The organism is Acidimicrobiales bacterium (assembly GCA_035531755.1).
In the GTDB taxonomy this organism is placed as follows: Bacteria; Actinomycetota; Acidimicrobiia; order Acidimicrobiales; family UBA8190; genus DATKSK01.
Genome location: DATKSK010000046.1, coordinates 1 through 13,728 on the forward strand (window position 1 = coordinate 1; position 13,728 = coordinate 13,728).

Consider the following 13,728-nt stretch of genomic DNA (forward strand, 5'->3'; position numbering starts at 1 on the left):
CACTTATGCCGGTAATCAGAGATTACCGAAGCCCTTCGGGCGGCATAAGTGCAGATCATGCCGGTAATCGTTCGCTGCTCTGCTGAATGAAACGACGTGACGATTACCGGCATATCTGATTCTTTGTGCGTGGGGTCGTGTCGCCATGTGATCAAGGCCCGAGTGTCTCGTGGGACAGCGAACTCCTCGCTGCCCCGGGGTCGCTGAGAGTCACACCGGGTGACTCCAGGCGTAGGCTTCCCCTATGAAGCGGGGGCACTTGTCCTGTGTCTTGTGGGCCGACGCCACGCTCAAAGTTCGCAGTGAACGAGGGGCCGCTCTCCCTCTGATGACGGTAGTCATCTTTCTCACCCTGGTGGCAGGCGCTGCAGTCGGCTCGGCCATGACTGCGCCCGCTCAATCCTCGTTCACAGCCGCACCGACAACCCCGGTTCCACTTCCCACTACCGTTCCTCCTCCGACAAGCACAGAGCCACCTACGACGACGACCGTCCCGGCGCCGCCGACAAGCACCGTGCCTTCTACCACTATCACTGTCCCCATCGGCTCCGTCCCGCCCGCCGGTGCGTTGTCAAGCGCCATCGAACTACCCACGACCACACTGGTGGGGGGCTCCACGGTCAGTGGTGTGCTCGTTGTAACGAACCATACCGACAAGACCATCAACCTGACCGAGACCTGCTCCCCGGACTGGGAGGTCGGTCTCCAATCAGCGACCATCCCGTTCAACCCTGCCTTCCCGGCGGATTGCAGCACAGGTCCGTTCCTTCTCCAGCCGGGGACGAACCGCCTGCCCTTTACCCTCGACGTGAGTTACAACGCTTGTACGAACGGTGGGGGCGCCTCTCCATCGGTCCCGCCCTGTCTCACCGGAGGAATACCGCCCCTGCCTCCGGGCCCATACCAGGCGATACTCGTGGGTCCCTCGGCGCTCAGCGCGAAGCCCGTTGACGTCGAGGTGGTCCCTCCACCCGGCTGACTGGGGTGTCTCGCGCGAACGCGGTAGCGCGTACTGCCGGGATTGCTCGGCCAGCCCGGACGACCTCGTCAGGGACGATGACGGCAAATGCTCTGGTCCGGTGATACTGCTCGGGCGGCTCCCTGGCCAGGGCGAGCAGATCGGCACGTACCGGGTGCTCCAGCATGCGGCCCGCTCGATGTTGAACCCGGATCCAATGATCCGAGATTCTCATGATCTTCACAGCGGGTGCCTAGTTCACCCCAATCCTCGCCTGAGAGCATGAATTCAAGACGGAATCCCCAAATCCCGGAGTTGGTCCATGCTCGGCAGCACCACCGCTCGTAAGGAAACAACAGATCGGGGACGGAGGGCATGGTTTGGGCGGCACCGGCTCCAATCCATCGTCATCGCCGTTGCGTCAGTGGGGATGTTGGCGGGCTACCACGTCACCAGTCCGAAGACGGCGCCGAACACTGCCCTACGGGGAAACCACATCGTCATCACGACCTCAACTGACGGGACGGGTGGGACGGAATCGAAAGTCGACGTAGGTGACACAGATGAGCCGCTAGGGACTCCGCCACATAGTCTATGACCGATGTAGAGACCGACCGGAATTGCCGGGAGTAGCGCACCCCCCCCGGGGGTCCCTGACCGGCCAGACCATCCGGGATCGCTCCAGGCCGCGGGATTTGCGGGTGCCCTGTCGAGCCTCACGGCCAGGGCCGATGTATCGGCACGTTGCGCGTACCCTCCCCGGGCGTGTGCCCGTCAGTGTGCAGCGTTCGAAGCCAGAGTCGATGCAAAGATCTGCCAAGCCAGCAAGCTCTTGGCGACAAGGGACAACGTGACATACGCCCGCTCGCCAGCCAGATAGTCCTTCCACCGGCCCACCTGCCTGTACTGCAGCCACTGGTTGACGGCGAAGCAATTGAAGAAGGCAAAGAGGGAAAAGAAGATCCCATACACGAACCCTGGTGGGTGCGCGCCGGCGCCCGGTCCGAACAGATAGATGGCTATGGCGATCCAGGGGACGATGCCGGCGATGCAGCCAATCCAAAAGGGTCCGAGTCCCGCCCCGGGGGTTTCGTAGCGCTCCTGCATCCAGCCAAACCCGATCATCGAGGCATTGACGCCCACCAGGGCAACCAGGGCGGCGATGTCGTTGATGCCGACAAGCATGGCGATCAGCACGATCATGATCGAGGCGCTCAGCGAGTACTCCAACCAGCGGTAGGGGTTACGGCCCTTGCCGAGTTGGACCTGATACGACGTCCAACCGGGGCCCGCCACGGTGAAGTGCGCCAGAGCCGAGAGTGCGAAGAAGGCAGCGATGGCCCAGGGAAAGCTGAGGTTGAACAAGGAGACCGTCTGGCTTCCCACCGTCGGGCCAGGAGGGCCCGTCATGTAGGTGGCCCGTACGGGCAAAGCGAAGGCGTGGGCCAGAACCACAATGGCCCCTGCTTGCGCCAAGTGGAGGAACCCCGCCACGAGGTTGTAGGGACGGAGTCGAGCCAGTGATGAAGCGCTGTTACCCACATCGTAAGCATAGGCTCCGTGGTCCGAGGGCTTCGGACGCACTCGTCGCCAAGCCCGGGCGTTCTACTCTGGCGGCTCATGTCGTGCGGCTGCCCGACCCCAGCCCCCGCTTAGGCTGACCGAGTGCATTCCGACACCGCCTTCCCGAGCGTCTTGGCCCGCGACCTTCAGGGTCTCGATGTCAGGCTCCCTGGTGCGTTTCGCGGCGAGCGCAACATCGTGCTCATCGCGTTCTACCGTCGTCATCAGGAACTCGTCGATTCCTGGGTGCCCTGGCTCGAAGAGCACGTGGCAACCGATCCCGATCTCCAGTTCTACGAGTTGCCCACCATCGGCCGGATCTGGGCGCCGATGCGTAACCTTATCGACGGAGGGATGGCGGCGGCGATCCGGGAACCAAGGATCCTCAAGCGCACCTTGACCGTCTACGGCGATGTGCGTCACGTGACGCGACCTCTCGGCATCGAGGATCGCTCTACGATTGCCCTCGTCCTTGTGGACAGTTCAGGCATTGTGCGATGGTCCGGCGCAGGCGGGTTTGATCCGGATGTCGCCCGAGATCTTCTGCGGGCGATGGGCGATTCGTAGGCAGCTTCGCTGCCGGGGGATGCCGAAATCGATGTGTTTCTTACCAACGTGGTGGATGGAGCGGCCCAATCAGTGGTGGGGGCCTAGACATGACCGCAGTTCCGCGGACGTTGCGGTGACTGTCGCCATGAGGTCGCGGTCATGAAGACCATGGTGATCACGGGTGGTGGGCGTGGTTTGGGGCGGATCACTGCCGAGAAGCTCGCTCGAGCCGGCCATCAGGTGGTACTCGTAGCGCGAATCCGCTCCGCCGCCGATACTGCCGCACGCGAGATCCGTGCGGGTTGGCCGACGGCGATTGTCGACCCAAGGGCGGTCGACTCGTCCTCCATGGATTCGATCAGGGCGTTCGCTCCCGCGTTGGCCGACGACCTGGGTCGGATCGACGTGTTATTCAACATCGCCGGCGTGATGCAGACCAGCCCCACGCGGCGAATCACCATGGACGGCTTTGAGGAGACCTTCGCCGTCAATGCGTTGGCGCCCTTCCTGCTCACCGGGCTGCTACTCCCGGCGCTTGAGCGTGCCGATGCCGCCCGGGTGGTCAATGTGAGTTCACGGCTCCACCTGCCAGGTTCTCGGGGCAAACCCGTCAACTTCGACTTCGACGATCCCCAACTCGAAAGTGGGTACAACCCCGATCGGGCCTACAAGAACTCGAAGCTGGCCGTCTTGTGGTTTACCTACGAACTTCAGCGCCGGTTGGGGGCGAGCGCCGTCACGGTCAATGCCGTCTGCCCCGGATTCGTCCCCACGACTGCCGCGGCGAGCACCTCCGGCGCGATGCACTGGCTCATGGTCCACGTCATGCCGCACATGCCCTTCGCGACTAGCGTCGATGCCGCCACGGACTCCTTCGTGTTCATGGCTGTCGATCCCTCGCTCGGTGGAGTGGGGGGTAGGTTCTTCGGAGAGAAGCACGAACTCCGATCAAGTCCCGAGTCATACGACCTGGACAAGGCCAGACACTTCTGGGAACTGGCGACAGAGCTCACGAGCCTGTAGGGGCACGAGAACCGGCTAGAGCCACAGCGCGCAAGTGCCAGGAGTGCTCGGCCAGGGGGCCGCCTGATCAGCCCAGACGCACAGGATCACTGTGTGCCACGAACGAAAGGAAGGTGACGATGTAGAGGATCGCCGCCAGCCAATCGATGCTGTACCGGAGATGGGGGTCGGCCCCCCGGGATCGCCCTGCAGGGGGAGGTCCCAAACCACCGCAAGCTGCGTCGGTCAAGAGCCGGGGTGGTGAGCGTTGCGGACAAGGTGCACCGAGAGTGCGTCAGGTGTGGACCAGGAAGGCGAGCGAGAGCGAACCGCTGATGACGTGTCGAGAGTGCCTACCGACATCGAAACCAGGTCAGAGTGATAGGTCTGGGATGAGTTCGGGAGTTCCCTGTATCACTGCCCGAGCGGTGTCCGGCATGGAGGCGGCGCGAGCCTGGTCCAGGCTCCGGTACGGAACGTGGGAACCTGTCGTCCCGATAGCGACGGCCGTTCACTGGACCGAAATGGTCCCCCGGCCGCGAGAGGGAGAACCCCAAGCAGAGACGACGGCGAGGGCGAGAGTACCGATGCGGGGCACAGGGGCAGACCGGCCCGTCGTAGCGATGAGGCCCGGTAATGCGGGCGGAGCAAAGGGGCCGGGTCATCCGGGCTCGGGCGGTGGTCAACCGTGGTGACACGGGAGGAGCCGACGAACGAGTCGAAGCCAAAGGCACAGAAGTCGTTTGCCATCTCCAAAACGGGTGGTCTGGGAGGCCTACGAGAAGGTCAAGGCCAACCAGGGGGCCGCCGGTGTCGACGAGGAGTCCATCTCCGACTTCGAGGTTGACCTCAAGGACAACCTCTACAAGCTCTGGAACCGGATGTCCTCGGGGAGCTATTTCCCGGCGCCGGTTCGGGCCGTGGAGATACCGAAGAAGGCAGGTGGGGTCCGCATCCTCGGGGTTCCCACCGTGGCGGACCGAGTCGCCCAGACCGTGGTGGCCATGTACCTGGAGCCCGAGGTGGAGCCGCTGTTCCACCCTGACTCCTATGGCTATCGCCCGGGGCGCTCGGCTCTCGATGCGGTGGCGAGCTGCCGGGTGCGCTGTCAGAAGATGGGCTGGGTGATCGATCTCGACATCCGGGCCTTCTTCGACAGCTTGGACCACGATCTTGTCCTTCGCACGGTGTCGAAGCACACGGGACTGGCATGGGTGCTCCTCTACGTGAAGCGGTGGCTCACTGCGCCGCTACAACACGCTGACGGCACGATGTCGGCACGGGACCGGGGGACCCCGCAGGGTTCTGCGATCTCGCCCCTGCTGGCCAACCTCTTCCTCGCTATGCGTTCGACATGTGGCTGAGCTGGGAGTTTCCCGATGTCAGCTTCGAGCGCTATGCGGATGATGCGGTGGTCCACTGCGTGAGCAGGTTCCAGGCACAGCGTGTCCTGGACGCCATCAGCCAAAGGCTGGCGGGTCTCGGTCTGGAGCTTCACCCGGACAAGACCTGCATCGTGTACTGCAAGGATGCTCGGCGCCGGGGTGATCACGATCACACGAGCTTCGACTTCCTGGGCTACACGTTTCGTCGCCGGGCGGTGCGGAGCAAGGCCGGAGAGGTCTTCGACGGCTTCGCTCCCGCTGTAAGCGACTCGGCCGCCAAGGCGATGCGTCAGCAGATTCGACGCTGGCGGTTGCATCATCGCAGCGAGTCATCGCTCGTGGACCTCGCCAAGCAGATCAATCCCATCGTGCGAGGGTGGATCAACTACTACGACCGCTTCTACCGATCGTGGCTGGCACGGTCCCTCGCCCGCATCAACGACTACTTGGTGCGATGGGCCCGACGGAAATACAAACGGCTGGACAATCACCCGAGCCGGTCCTGGAGATGGTTGGAGGGAGTCGCGCGACTTTCTCCCGCCCTTTTCGCTCGCTGGAAGATCGGGGTGCTGCCCTAACGCTGGATGATGGGAGCCGGATGAATCGAGAGGTTCACGTCCGGTTCTGAGGGAGCCGGGGGGTGCGATTCCCCCCGGCCACCCGCTCAGGCCCACGTCAATCCCGGGCGGGTGCCGCAGATGGAACCATGGCCGCACCGCTCACTCTGATCAGGCAACCGTCGAGGCGAATTCCTTCGTAGAGCAACGAGGGCCGCATGCACCGACTCAGTGCTGCGCGGGTTTCTCTATAGATACGACTTCAACGAGATCGTCGATCCCTCGGAAGTCGTCCGGGTTACGCGTATAGAGCGGCAGTTGGACGGCACAAGCGGTCGCGGCTATCAGGAGATCGACCGCTCTAGGGCCTCGAGCCTTCCGACCGAGGCTGGCGACCGCCGCATAGATTCGACCGTAGGCGCGCGCTGCGTCACTATCGAATGGCAACGGGTCAAACGCAGCTTCGGCGCGCTGTAGGCGATCCTGCCGACGGCCTCTCTCATCGGGGTCGTCGGTCGCGTGTGGGCCTGCTGCGAGCTCAGCGAACGTGATGGCGCTGACTGCTACCTCGAGGGGCAGGGCCAGAGGGTCGAGGCGTTCGAGATCAATGAGAACGGAAGTGTCGATGATGCCCCGAGGCGGGCGGACATGGTCAGCCATGCGGCGTCGGATCTTGGGAGCTCACACGGTCGAGGTCCTCACGGAATTGTACGTAGTCGACGCTGGGAGCCTGGCGGAAGACGGCTACGGCCGTGTCGGCCTGTACGAACCGATGCCGACGAAGAGGGGTGAGCTCCCCGACAGGTACTCCATTTCTGGTCACGACAAAGGTCTCACCGTCATCGAGACGACGCATGATCTCGCCGCTCTCGTTGCGCAACTCTCGTTGGGATATTTCCCGCATCCGGCTAGTGTAGCACAGGGTGCTACACTAGCCTGCGTAGAAGAGGCCGCTGCCCGGCAACGGCCCTACGTCGCCGGATCCAGGATGGTGTCCTGAGGGTTCGGCAGCATCCGTCCGAGGACCACCGCCGCAACTCGATCCTGGGCGGTCAGTGCGTGCGCATAGCGATCGAGCGTCATCGTTGCCGTTGCGTGTCCCAACCTGCCCGAGACGGACTTGATGTCGACGCCGGCCGCCACGAGCTGGGTGGCGGCGAAGTGCCGGAGGTCGTGGAACCGGAAACGGAATGGCTCGCCTGTCTGCCGGGCGGCTCTCCGGCACAGTCCGACGAACTGGTTGGTGATCCGGTCGGGCTTCACGTGCGTGGCGCCGTTGGCGTTGTAGCTGAGCACGAAGGGGTCGTCGACCACGGGCGAGTCGGCCCGGTCGGACAGATCCAGTTGCCACTGCTGGTGGCCGGCCAGGATGCCGACCGCTCGCGGGTCGAGGGCCACGTGACGGATCTGGTGGGTCTTGGTGGGGCCTTCGTGGACCTCGTGGTCGGTCTCGGTCAGCGATCGCCGAATGTGCACCACCCCGACATCGAGGTCGATGTCGGACCATCGCAGCGCCACCAGCTCGCCCCTCCGCGCCCCGGTGAGGGCGGCGAGGGCCACGGCCACCGCCATGACGGGGTCAGTGTCCAGGGCCAGGCGGTAGAGGAGCTCGAGTTGCCCGGGACTCGGCGGGGTCAGCTCGATGCGGCGTTGGGGTGGGGCCGACGACCGCTGGGCGGGGTTGCTCGCGATCCACCCCCACTTCACCCCCTGGGTGAGGGCGGCCGAGATGACGGCGTGGTGGCGCCGGATGCTCGAGTCCGAGAGGCCCTCCGAGCGCCAGGTGCGGTAGGCGGTGTCGAGGTCGTGGGCGGTGAGCTTGCTCAGCTTGGCCTGGCCGAGGCGGGGCCGGATCCGGGTCTCGACCTCACGCCGGTGCTCGGCCATGGTCCGGGGTCGGCGAGCCGGCTCGACCATGTCCAGCCACGCGTCCAGGAGTTCGCTGAATGTGGCTGAGGGCCCGCTCTCGGTGCCGGCCTTGGCTGCGGTGGCCAGCCTGGAAAGCTCGGCCCTCGCAATGGTCTTGGACCCCCGGAAGGTCCGGTCGATGCGGGTCGGGCGGCCGGCGGCGTCGGTCCCCATGACCCGGAGCCGCCACACGCCGGGGGACCGCTCGAGCATGCTTCCCCCGCCGTAGCCATTGCGCTCGGCCATCGGACTTTCCCCCCTGGCTGGTAGCTTGGGCCCTGCCGGGACCGAGCCTAGCTCTGAATGTGGCCAAGATTGGTCAAGAGAAGGAGCTCCAAGGGCAAAGTCCCAGCTGGAGAGGTGCGAGAGCGGCCGAATCGGACTCACTGCTAATGAGTTGACCTGGGAAACTGGGTCCGAGGGTTCAAATCCCTCCCTCTCCGCTCAGGGCGCCCCGTCTCGCCCCACCGGCGGGGTCGGGGCCGTGCAGGCGTGCGCCGGTAGATTGTCCAGGTGCCCGAGCGATACTGGCTGGAGACCCTGGGCTGCCCCAAGAACCAGGTCGACTCGGACAAGCTGGCCGGCACCCTTCGTTCGGGGGGCTACGAGCCCGCGGCGTCACCGGCCGAGGCCGACCTCGTCGTGGTGAACACCTGCGCCTTCATCGAGGCGGCCCGCCAGGAGTCGATCGACACCATCCTCGAGCTCGCCGACGCCCGGCCCGAGGGCGCCCGGCTGGTGGTGACGGGGTGCCTCGCCGAGCGCCACGGTGCCCAGCTGGCGGCCGCACTGCCCGAGGTCGACCTGGTGGCGGGCTTCGGAGTGCCGGTGACCCTGAGCCGGCGGGTGGGCGCCCCCCTCACCGGCGGGGGCACCCTCACGGACGAGGGCGCCACCCTCGAGGCCCTGCCGTCGTTCGACCTCCTGAACCTCCCGCGTCCCGCGGCCGACGCGCCGTGGGCGTACGTCAAGGTGGCCGAGGGGTGCGACCGGCGCTGCGGCTTCTGTGCCATCCCGTCGTTCCGCGGTCGCCAGCGGTCGCGCCCCGAGGACGCCGTCCTGGCCGAGGTCGACGAGCTCGGCGACACGGTGCGTGAGGTCGTGCTCGTCGCCCAGGACCTGGCGTCGTGGGGGCTCGACCGCAGCGTGGCGGAGCGCGTGGCGCGCCCCGCCGGGGGTCCGCGCCCCATCGTCGACCTCGTCCGCACGCTGGGCAGGCGCGTCGACCGTGTCCGCCTGCTGTACCTCTACCCCTCGGCGCTCGACGACGCCCTCGTCGACGCCATCGTGGGCACGGGCGTGCCGTACTTCGACCTGTCGCTCCAGCACGTGTCGCGTCCCCTGGTCGAGCGCATGCGGCGGTGGGGCGACGGCGACCGCTTCCTCGAGCGCATCGCCGCTATCCGGGCCGCGGCGCCCGACGCCGCGCTGCGTTCGTCGTTCATCCTCGGCTATCCGGGCGAGACCGAGGAGGACCACGACCTCCTCCTGTCGTTCCTGGCCGAGGCCCGCCTCGACTGGGCCGGCTTCTTCACGTTCTCCCCGGAGCAGGGCACCTACGCCGCGGACCTGCCGGGCGCGGTGCCGGCCGGGCTGGCCGTCGAGCGGCTGCGGGAGTGCGCGGAGCTCCAGGACGCCCTGACCGCCGAGCGCCGGGCCGCGCTCGTGGGCGAGCGCTTCGAGGTCCTCGTCGACGAGCCCGGCGTGGCCCGCTCGCACCGCGAGGCGCCCGAGATCGACGGTGTCGTCCACGTCCCGGGCATGCTGGCGGCCGGCGAGTTCCACAAGGTGACGGTGTCGAGCGCGGCGGGGCCCGACCTGTGGGCCGAGCCGTGAGCGACCGGCCCCGCGAGGCGGCGCCCCTGCGCGATGCAGGGGCGCCCATGTCCGAGGCGCCGGCGCCCCGCCGCGACGCCGCGTCCGGGCGCGAGGCGGCGCGTGAGCCGCTGCGCGAGCTGGTGCGCGAATTCACCTTCGGCCCGTCCGCGCTCATCACGCCGGCCAACGGCATCACCGTGGTCCGCCTCCTCGCCACGCCGGTGCTGGTGGTGATGATCGCCGTGCACGGCCCCGGATGGGCGCCGTTCGCCGTGGCCCTCGCCATCGGCCTGACCGACGGGGTCGACGGGTGGCTGGCCCGCCGGCAGGGCACCACCCGGTCGGGCGCGTTCCTCGACCCTTTGGCGGACAAGGCGGCCGTGGTCGGCTCGCTGTGCGCCATCGCCGCCAACGGCGAGGTGGCGTGGCTGCCGGTGGGCATCATCGCGGCGCGTGAGGTGTGGATGAGCGCGTACCGCGCCGTCGTCGGCCGTCGCGGCATCTCCATCCCCGCCCGGCTCACCGCCAAGGTGAAGACGCTCGTCCAGGGCATCGCCATCCTGCTGTGCCTGGCACCCTCGGTGGCGCCGCACCGGCGCGTGCTCGAGGTGGCGGCGTGGGTGGCGGTGGTGTTCACCGTCGGCACCGGCGCGCAGTACCTGCTCGACGGGCGCCGCGCCTCGCAGTCGGCCAACGGGATGGGCCCGGTCGGCGGCGGCCCCGGGGGCATGGGGCCGGTAGGCGGGGTCGCCCCGTGAGGGTGGAGGTGCTGGCGGTGGGGACCGAGCTGCTGCTCGGCCAGATCGTCGACACGAACTCCGCGTGGATGGGCGAACAGCTCGCCCTCGCCGGCGTGGATTCCCATTTCCACCAGGTGGTGGGGGACAACAAGGCGCGCATCGTGCTCGCGCTGCGCACCGCGCTGGCCCGCAGCGACGGCGTGGTGGTGTGCGGGGGCCTCGGGCCCACCCACGACGACATCACGCGCGAGGCGATCGCCGAGGTGATGAACGTCCCCCTCGTGCGCGACGCCGGCATCGTGGAGCGCATCCGCGCCATGTTCGGCTCGCGCGGCCGGGAGATGCCCGAGAGCAACGGCCGCCAGGCCGACGTCCCCGTGGGGGCGGAGACGATCCCCCAACAGCTCGGCACCGCGCCGGGTCTGATCTGCCCCGTGGGCCACAAGGTCGTCTACGCGCTCCCCGGCGTGCCCTACGAGCTCGCCGAGATGTTCACGCGCGGCGTCCTCCCCGACCTGCGCCGCCGGGCCGACCTCGGCGGCGGGGCCGCCGTGATCGCGAGCCGCGTGGTGCGGACCTGGGGCATGAGCGAGTCCGGCCTGGCCGAGCTCCTGGCCCCGCGTATCGAGGCGCTCGACGCCGCCGGCGGCAACCCCACCATCGCCTTCCTGGCGAGCGGGATCGAGGGGATCAAGGTGCGCATCACGGCCAAGGCGCCCGACACGGCCGCCGCCGGCGCGCTCCTGGGCGCGGAGGAGGCCGAGGTCAGGGGGCTCGTGGGCGAGGCCGTGTTCGGCGTCGACGACGACACCATGGAGAGCGCCGTGGCCGCGCTGCTGGTGGCGCGGGGCATCACCCTCGGGCTGGCGGAATCGCTCACCGGCGGACTGGTGGCGTCGCGGCTCGTCGCCGTGCCCGGCGCCAGCGTGTGGTTCCGGGGGTCGGTCGTCAGCTACGCGTCGGCAGTCAAGCACGACGTGCTGGGCGTGCCCGACGGTCCGGTCGTCACCGAGGCCGCGGCGCGCGCCATGGCCGAGGGGGCGCGGCGCGTGCTCGGGGCCGACGTCGGCCTGGCCCTCACCGGCGTCGCCGGCCCCGACAGCCAGGAGGGCGTCGCACCCGGGACCGTCCTCGTCGGCCTGGCGCTGCCGGGTCTCGACGCCGACTCGCTCGAGGTGCACCTGCCCGGCGACCGCGAGCGGGTGCGCCAGTACGCGGCCATCTCCGCTCTCGACCTGCTGCGGCGACGGCTGGTGGCCGAGGTCCCCGCCCCCGTCTGACACGTTCGGGGTGCCGGCGCTCCGCTCAGGGCTCGAGGAGCCCCCGGTGGAGCTCGCAGGTGGCGCGGTCGAACGCACCGGCCCGCACCGTGCAGCACCGGCCCAACCGTGCAGCCCCGGCCCGACCGTGCAGCCCCGGCCCGACCGTGCAGCCCCGACGGTCAAGACTGTGGCCATGCGGCTGTTCGTGGCGGTGTCGCTCCCGACCCGCGTCGTGGGGATGCTCCGGCGCCTCGACCGCCCCGCCGCGGCGCGGTTGCGGTGGACCACGCCGGACCAGTGGCACGTGACCCTGCGGTTCCTGGGCGAGGTCGCCGATCCCGGGCCCGCGGCGGCGGCGCTGGCGGCGGTGCCCGCCGAGCTGCGCGCCACCGGGGTCGTGGCGGTCGAGGCCGTGCTCGGGCCGGCGGTGGCGTGGTTCCCGGGCCGCCAGGTCCTGCAGGTCCCGGTGGCGGGGCTCGACGGTGTCGCCGACGCCGTGGCCCGGGCGACGGCGTCGTGGGACGACCAGGCGCCGGTGGGCCCGTTCGCCGGGCACCTGACCCTGGCCCGCGTGCGGGGGCGGGAGCCGGGCCCGGCCCACCTGGCCGGCGCCGCGCTGCGGGAGTCGTGGCGCGTGGAGGAGATCGAGCTCGTGTCCTCCACCCTGGGGCCGGGCGGCTCGACCTACACCGTCCTGGCGAGGGTCCCGCTGGCGCCCGCCTGAGCCGGGGAAATCCGTCCCCCACCGAACAGGTGTTCGCAACTACACTGCTGTGAGTCACGAGGGATGTCACACCCCGTTCGTAGGGTCGGCCCGGTCGGAGCGGACGTAGCCGGATCACACAAGCGAAGAGAGGCATCGGGAATATGGAACGCGACAAGGCGCTCGACATGGCGCTGAGCCAGATCGAAAAGCAGTTCGGCAAGGGCTCCGTCATGCGGATGGGCGAGAACCTCAACATGGGGATCGAGTCGATCCCCACCGGGGCGATGGCGCTCGACATGGCGCTGGGCATCGGCGGCCTCCCGCGTGGTCGCATCGTGGAGGTCTACGGTCCCGAGTCGTCGGGGAAGTCGACCCTCGCCATGCACGTCGTGGCCGAGGCGCAGCGCAACGGCGGGATCTGCGCCTACATCGACGCCGAGCACGCCATGGACCCGGTGTACGCCGGCGCCATCGGCGTCAACGTGGACGACCTGCTCATCTCCCAGCCCGACACCGGGGAGCAGGCCCTCGAGATCGCCGACATGCTGATCCGTTCCGGTGCGCTCGACGTCCTCGTCATCGACTCGGTGGCGGCCCTCACCCCACGGGCGGAGATCGAGGGGGAGATGGGCGACAGCCACGTCGGGCTCCAGGCCCGGCTGATGTCCCAGGCGTTGCGCAAGCTCACGGGCACGTTGTCCAAGTCGGACACCATCGCCATCTTCATCAACCAGCTGCGCGAGAAGATCGGTGTGATGTACGGCTCACCCGAGGTCACCCCGGGCGGCCGTGCGCTCAAGTTCTACGCCTCGGTGCGCCTCGACATCCGCCGTATCGAGCAGATCAAGGACGGCGCGGAGGTCATCGGCAGCCGCACGCGGGTGAAGGTCGTCAAGAACAAGTGCTCCAGCCCGTTCAAACAAGCCGAGTTCGACATCATGTACGGCAAGGGGATCAGCCGCGAGGGCTCGCTCCTCGACGTCGGCGTCGAGCTCGGCTTCATCAAGAAGTCCGGGGCGTGGTTCACCTACGAGGGTGAGCAGCTCGGCCAAGGGCGCGAGAACGCCAAGCAGTTCCTCCTCGAGACGCCCGAGCTGATGATCGAGATCAACGAGCGCATCCGGTCGCAGCTCGCCGGCACCGTGGTGCCGGTCGGCACCACGGTCGGTGCCATCGAAGGCGACGACGTCCCGATCACGTTGAAGGACTGACGGGGCGTCCCGGGTCGTCGGGACCGCACGCGGGCCGGGTCGCCGTCGGGCGGTCCGGCCCGTGGCGCG

Annotated in this window: 13 protein-coding genes and 1 tRNA gene; 10 read left to right on the top strand and 4 right to left on the bottom strand. The window is 68.1% G+C overall.

Annotated features, from left to right (window positions below):
• Positions 1 to 1,732: 1,732 nt before the first annotated feature.
• Positions 1,733 to 2,542 carry a heliorhodopsin HeR gene (gene heR, locus VMV22_09625; protein ID HUY22589.1) on the bottom strand — a complete coding sequence of 270 codons (810 nt, stop codon included), beginning with the start codon at positions 2,540 to 2,542 and terminating at the stop codon, positions 1,733 to 1,735.
• A gap of 81 nt (positions 2,543 to 2,623) precedes the next feature.
• Here heR and VMV22_09630 point away from each other — a divergent pair, with 81 nt between their 5' ends.
• The 4 genes from VMV22_09630 to VMV22_09645 all read left to right on the top strand — a co-directional run bounded on the left by VMV22_09630 (position 2,624) and on the right by VMV22_09645 (position 6,035).
• On the top strand, positions 2,624 to 3,088 hold the full coding sequence (locus VMV22_09630; GenBank protein HUY22590.1) for a hypothetical protein: 465 nt from the start codon (positions 2,624 to 2,626) through the stop codon (positions 3,086 to 3,088).
• Between the two features lie 141 nt (positions 3,089 to 3,229).
• Entirely contained in the window at positions 3,230 to 4,093 is an 864-nt protein-coding gene (locus VMV22_09635) for an SDR family NAD(P)-dependent oxidoreductase (protein ID HUY22591.1), read from the top strand.
• A gap of 740 nt (positions 4,094 to 4,833) precedes the next feature.
• Positions 4,834 to 5,436 carry a reverse transcriptase domain-containing protein gene (locus tag VMV22_09640; GenBank protein ID HUY22592.1) on the top strand — a complete coding sequence of 201 codons (603 nt, stop codon included), beginning with the start codon at positions 4,834 to 4,836 and terminating at the stop codon, positions 5,434 to 5,436.
• Positions 5,427 to 6,035 (top strand): group II intron maturase-specific domain-containing protein, encoded by a 609-nt coding sequence (locus VMV22_09645; GenBank protein HUY22593.1) that lies wholly within the window; start codon positions 5,427 to 5,429, stop codon positions 6,033 to 6,035. Before VMV22_09640 ends, VMV22_09645 begins: the two co-directional genes overlap by 10 nt.
• 207 nt (positions 6,036 to 6,242) lie before the next feature.
• Here VMV22_09645 and VMV22_09650 read toward each other — a convergent pair whose 3' ends face one another.
• From VMV22_09650 to VMV22_09660, 3 genes are all read right to left on the bottom strand, one after another.
• Positions 6,243 to 6,674 (bottom strand): type II toxin-antitoxin system VapC family toxin, encoded by a 432-nt coding sequence (locus VMV22_09650; GenBank protein ID HUY22594.1) that lies wholly within the window; start codon positions 6,672 to 6,674, stop codon positions 6,243 to 6,245.
• On the bottom strand, positions 6,667 to 6,918 hold the full coding sequence (locus VMV22_09655) for a type II toxin-antitoxin system prevent-host-death family antitoxin (protein HUY22595.1): 252 nt from the start codon (positions 6,916 to 6,918) through the stop codon (positions 6,667 to 6,669). Before VMV22_09655 ends, VMV22_09650 begins: the two co-directional genes overlap by 8 nt.
• Positions 6,919 to 6,983: 65 nt before the next feature.
• A complete protein-coding gene (locus VMV22_09660; GenBank protein ID HUY22596.1) occupies positions 6,984 to 8,168 on the bottom strand; it encodes a tyrosine-type recombinase/integrase in 1,185 nt (394 codons plus the stop codon).
• A 108-nt stretch (positions 8,169 to 8,276) separates the two neighbouring features.
• Between VMV22_09660 and VMV22_09665 the strand changes: the two genes are divergently transcribed.
• The 6 genes from VMV22_09665 to recA all read left to right on the top strand — a co-directional run bounded on the left by VMV22_09665 (position 8,277) and on the right by recA (position 13,659).
• Positions 8,277 to 8,365: transfer RNA gene (locus tag VMV22_09665), tRNA-Ser, on the top strand.
• Between the two features lie 70 nt (positions 8,366 to 8,435).
• A complete protein-coding gene (gene rimO, locus VMV22_09670; protein ID HUY22597.1) occupies positions 8,436 to 9,758 on the top strand; it encodes a 30S ribosomal protein S12 methylthiotransferase RimO in 1,323 nt (440 codons plus the stop codon).
• Positions 9,755 to 10,498, top strand: a complete 744-nt coding sequence (locus VMV22_09675; protein ID HUY22598.1) for a CDP-alcohol phosphatidyltransferase family protein — start codon at positions 9,755 to 9,757, stop codon at positions 10,496 to 10,498. Before rimO ends, VMV22_09675 begins: the two co-directional genes overlap by 4 nt.
• Positions 10,495 to 11,760, top strand: coding sequence for a competence/damage-inducible protein A (locus VMV22_09680; protein ID HUY22599.1), 1,266 nt, complete (start codon positions 10,495 to 10,497; stop codon positions 11,758 to 11,760). The genes VMV22_09675 and VMV22_09680 overlap by 4 nt, the downstream gene beginning before the upstream one ends.
• A 175-nt stretch (positions 11,761 to 11,935) precedes the next feature.
• Complete coding sequence (gene thpR, locus VMV22_09685; GenBank protein HUY22600.1) at positions 11,936 to 12,466, top strand: RNA 2',3'-cyclic phosphodiesterase; 531 nt, start codon at positions 11,936 to 11,938, stop codon at positions 12,464 to 12,466.
• A gap of 143 nt (positions 12,467 to 12,609) precedes the next feature.
• Positions 12,610 to 13,659, top strand: coding sequence for a recombinase RecA (recA, locus tag VMV22_09690; GenBank protein ID HUY22601.1), 1,050 nt, complete (start codon positions 12,610 to 12,612; stop codon positions 13,657 to 13,659).
• Positions 13,660 to 13,728 lie beyond the last annotated feature (69 nt).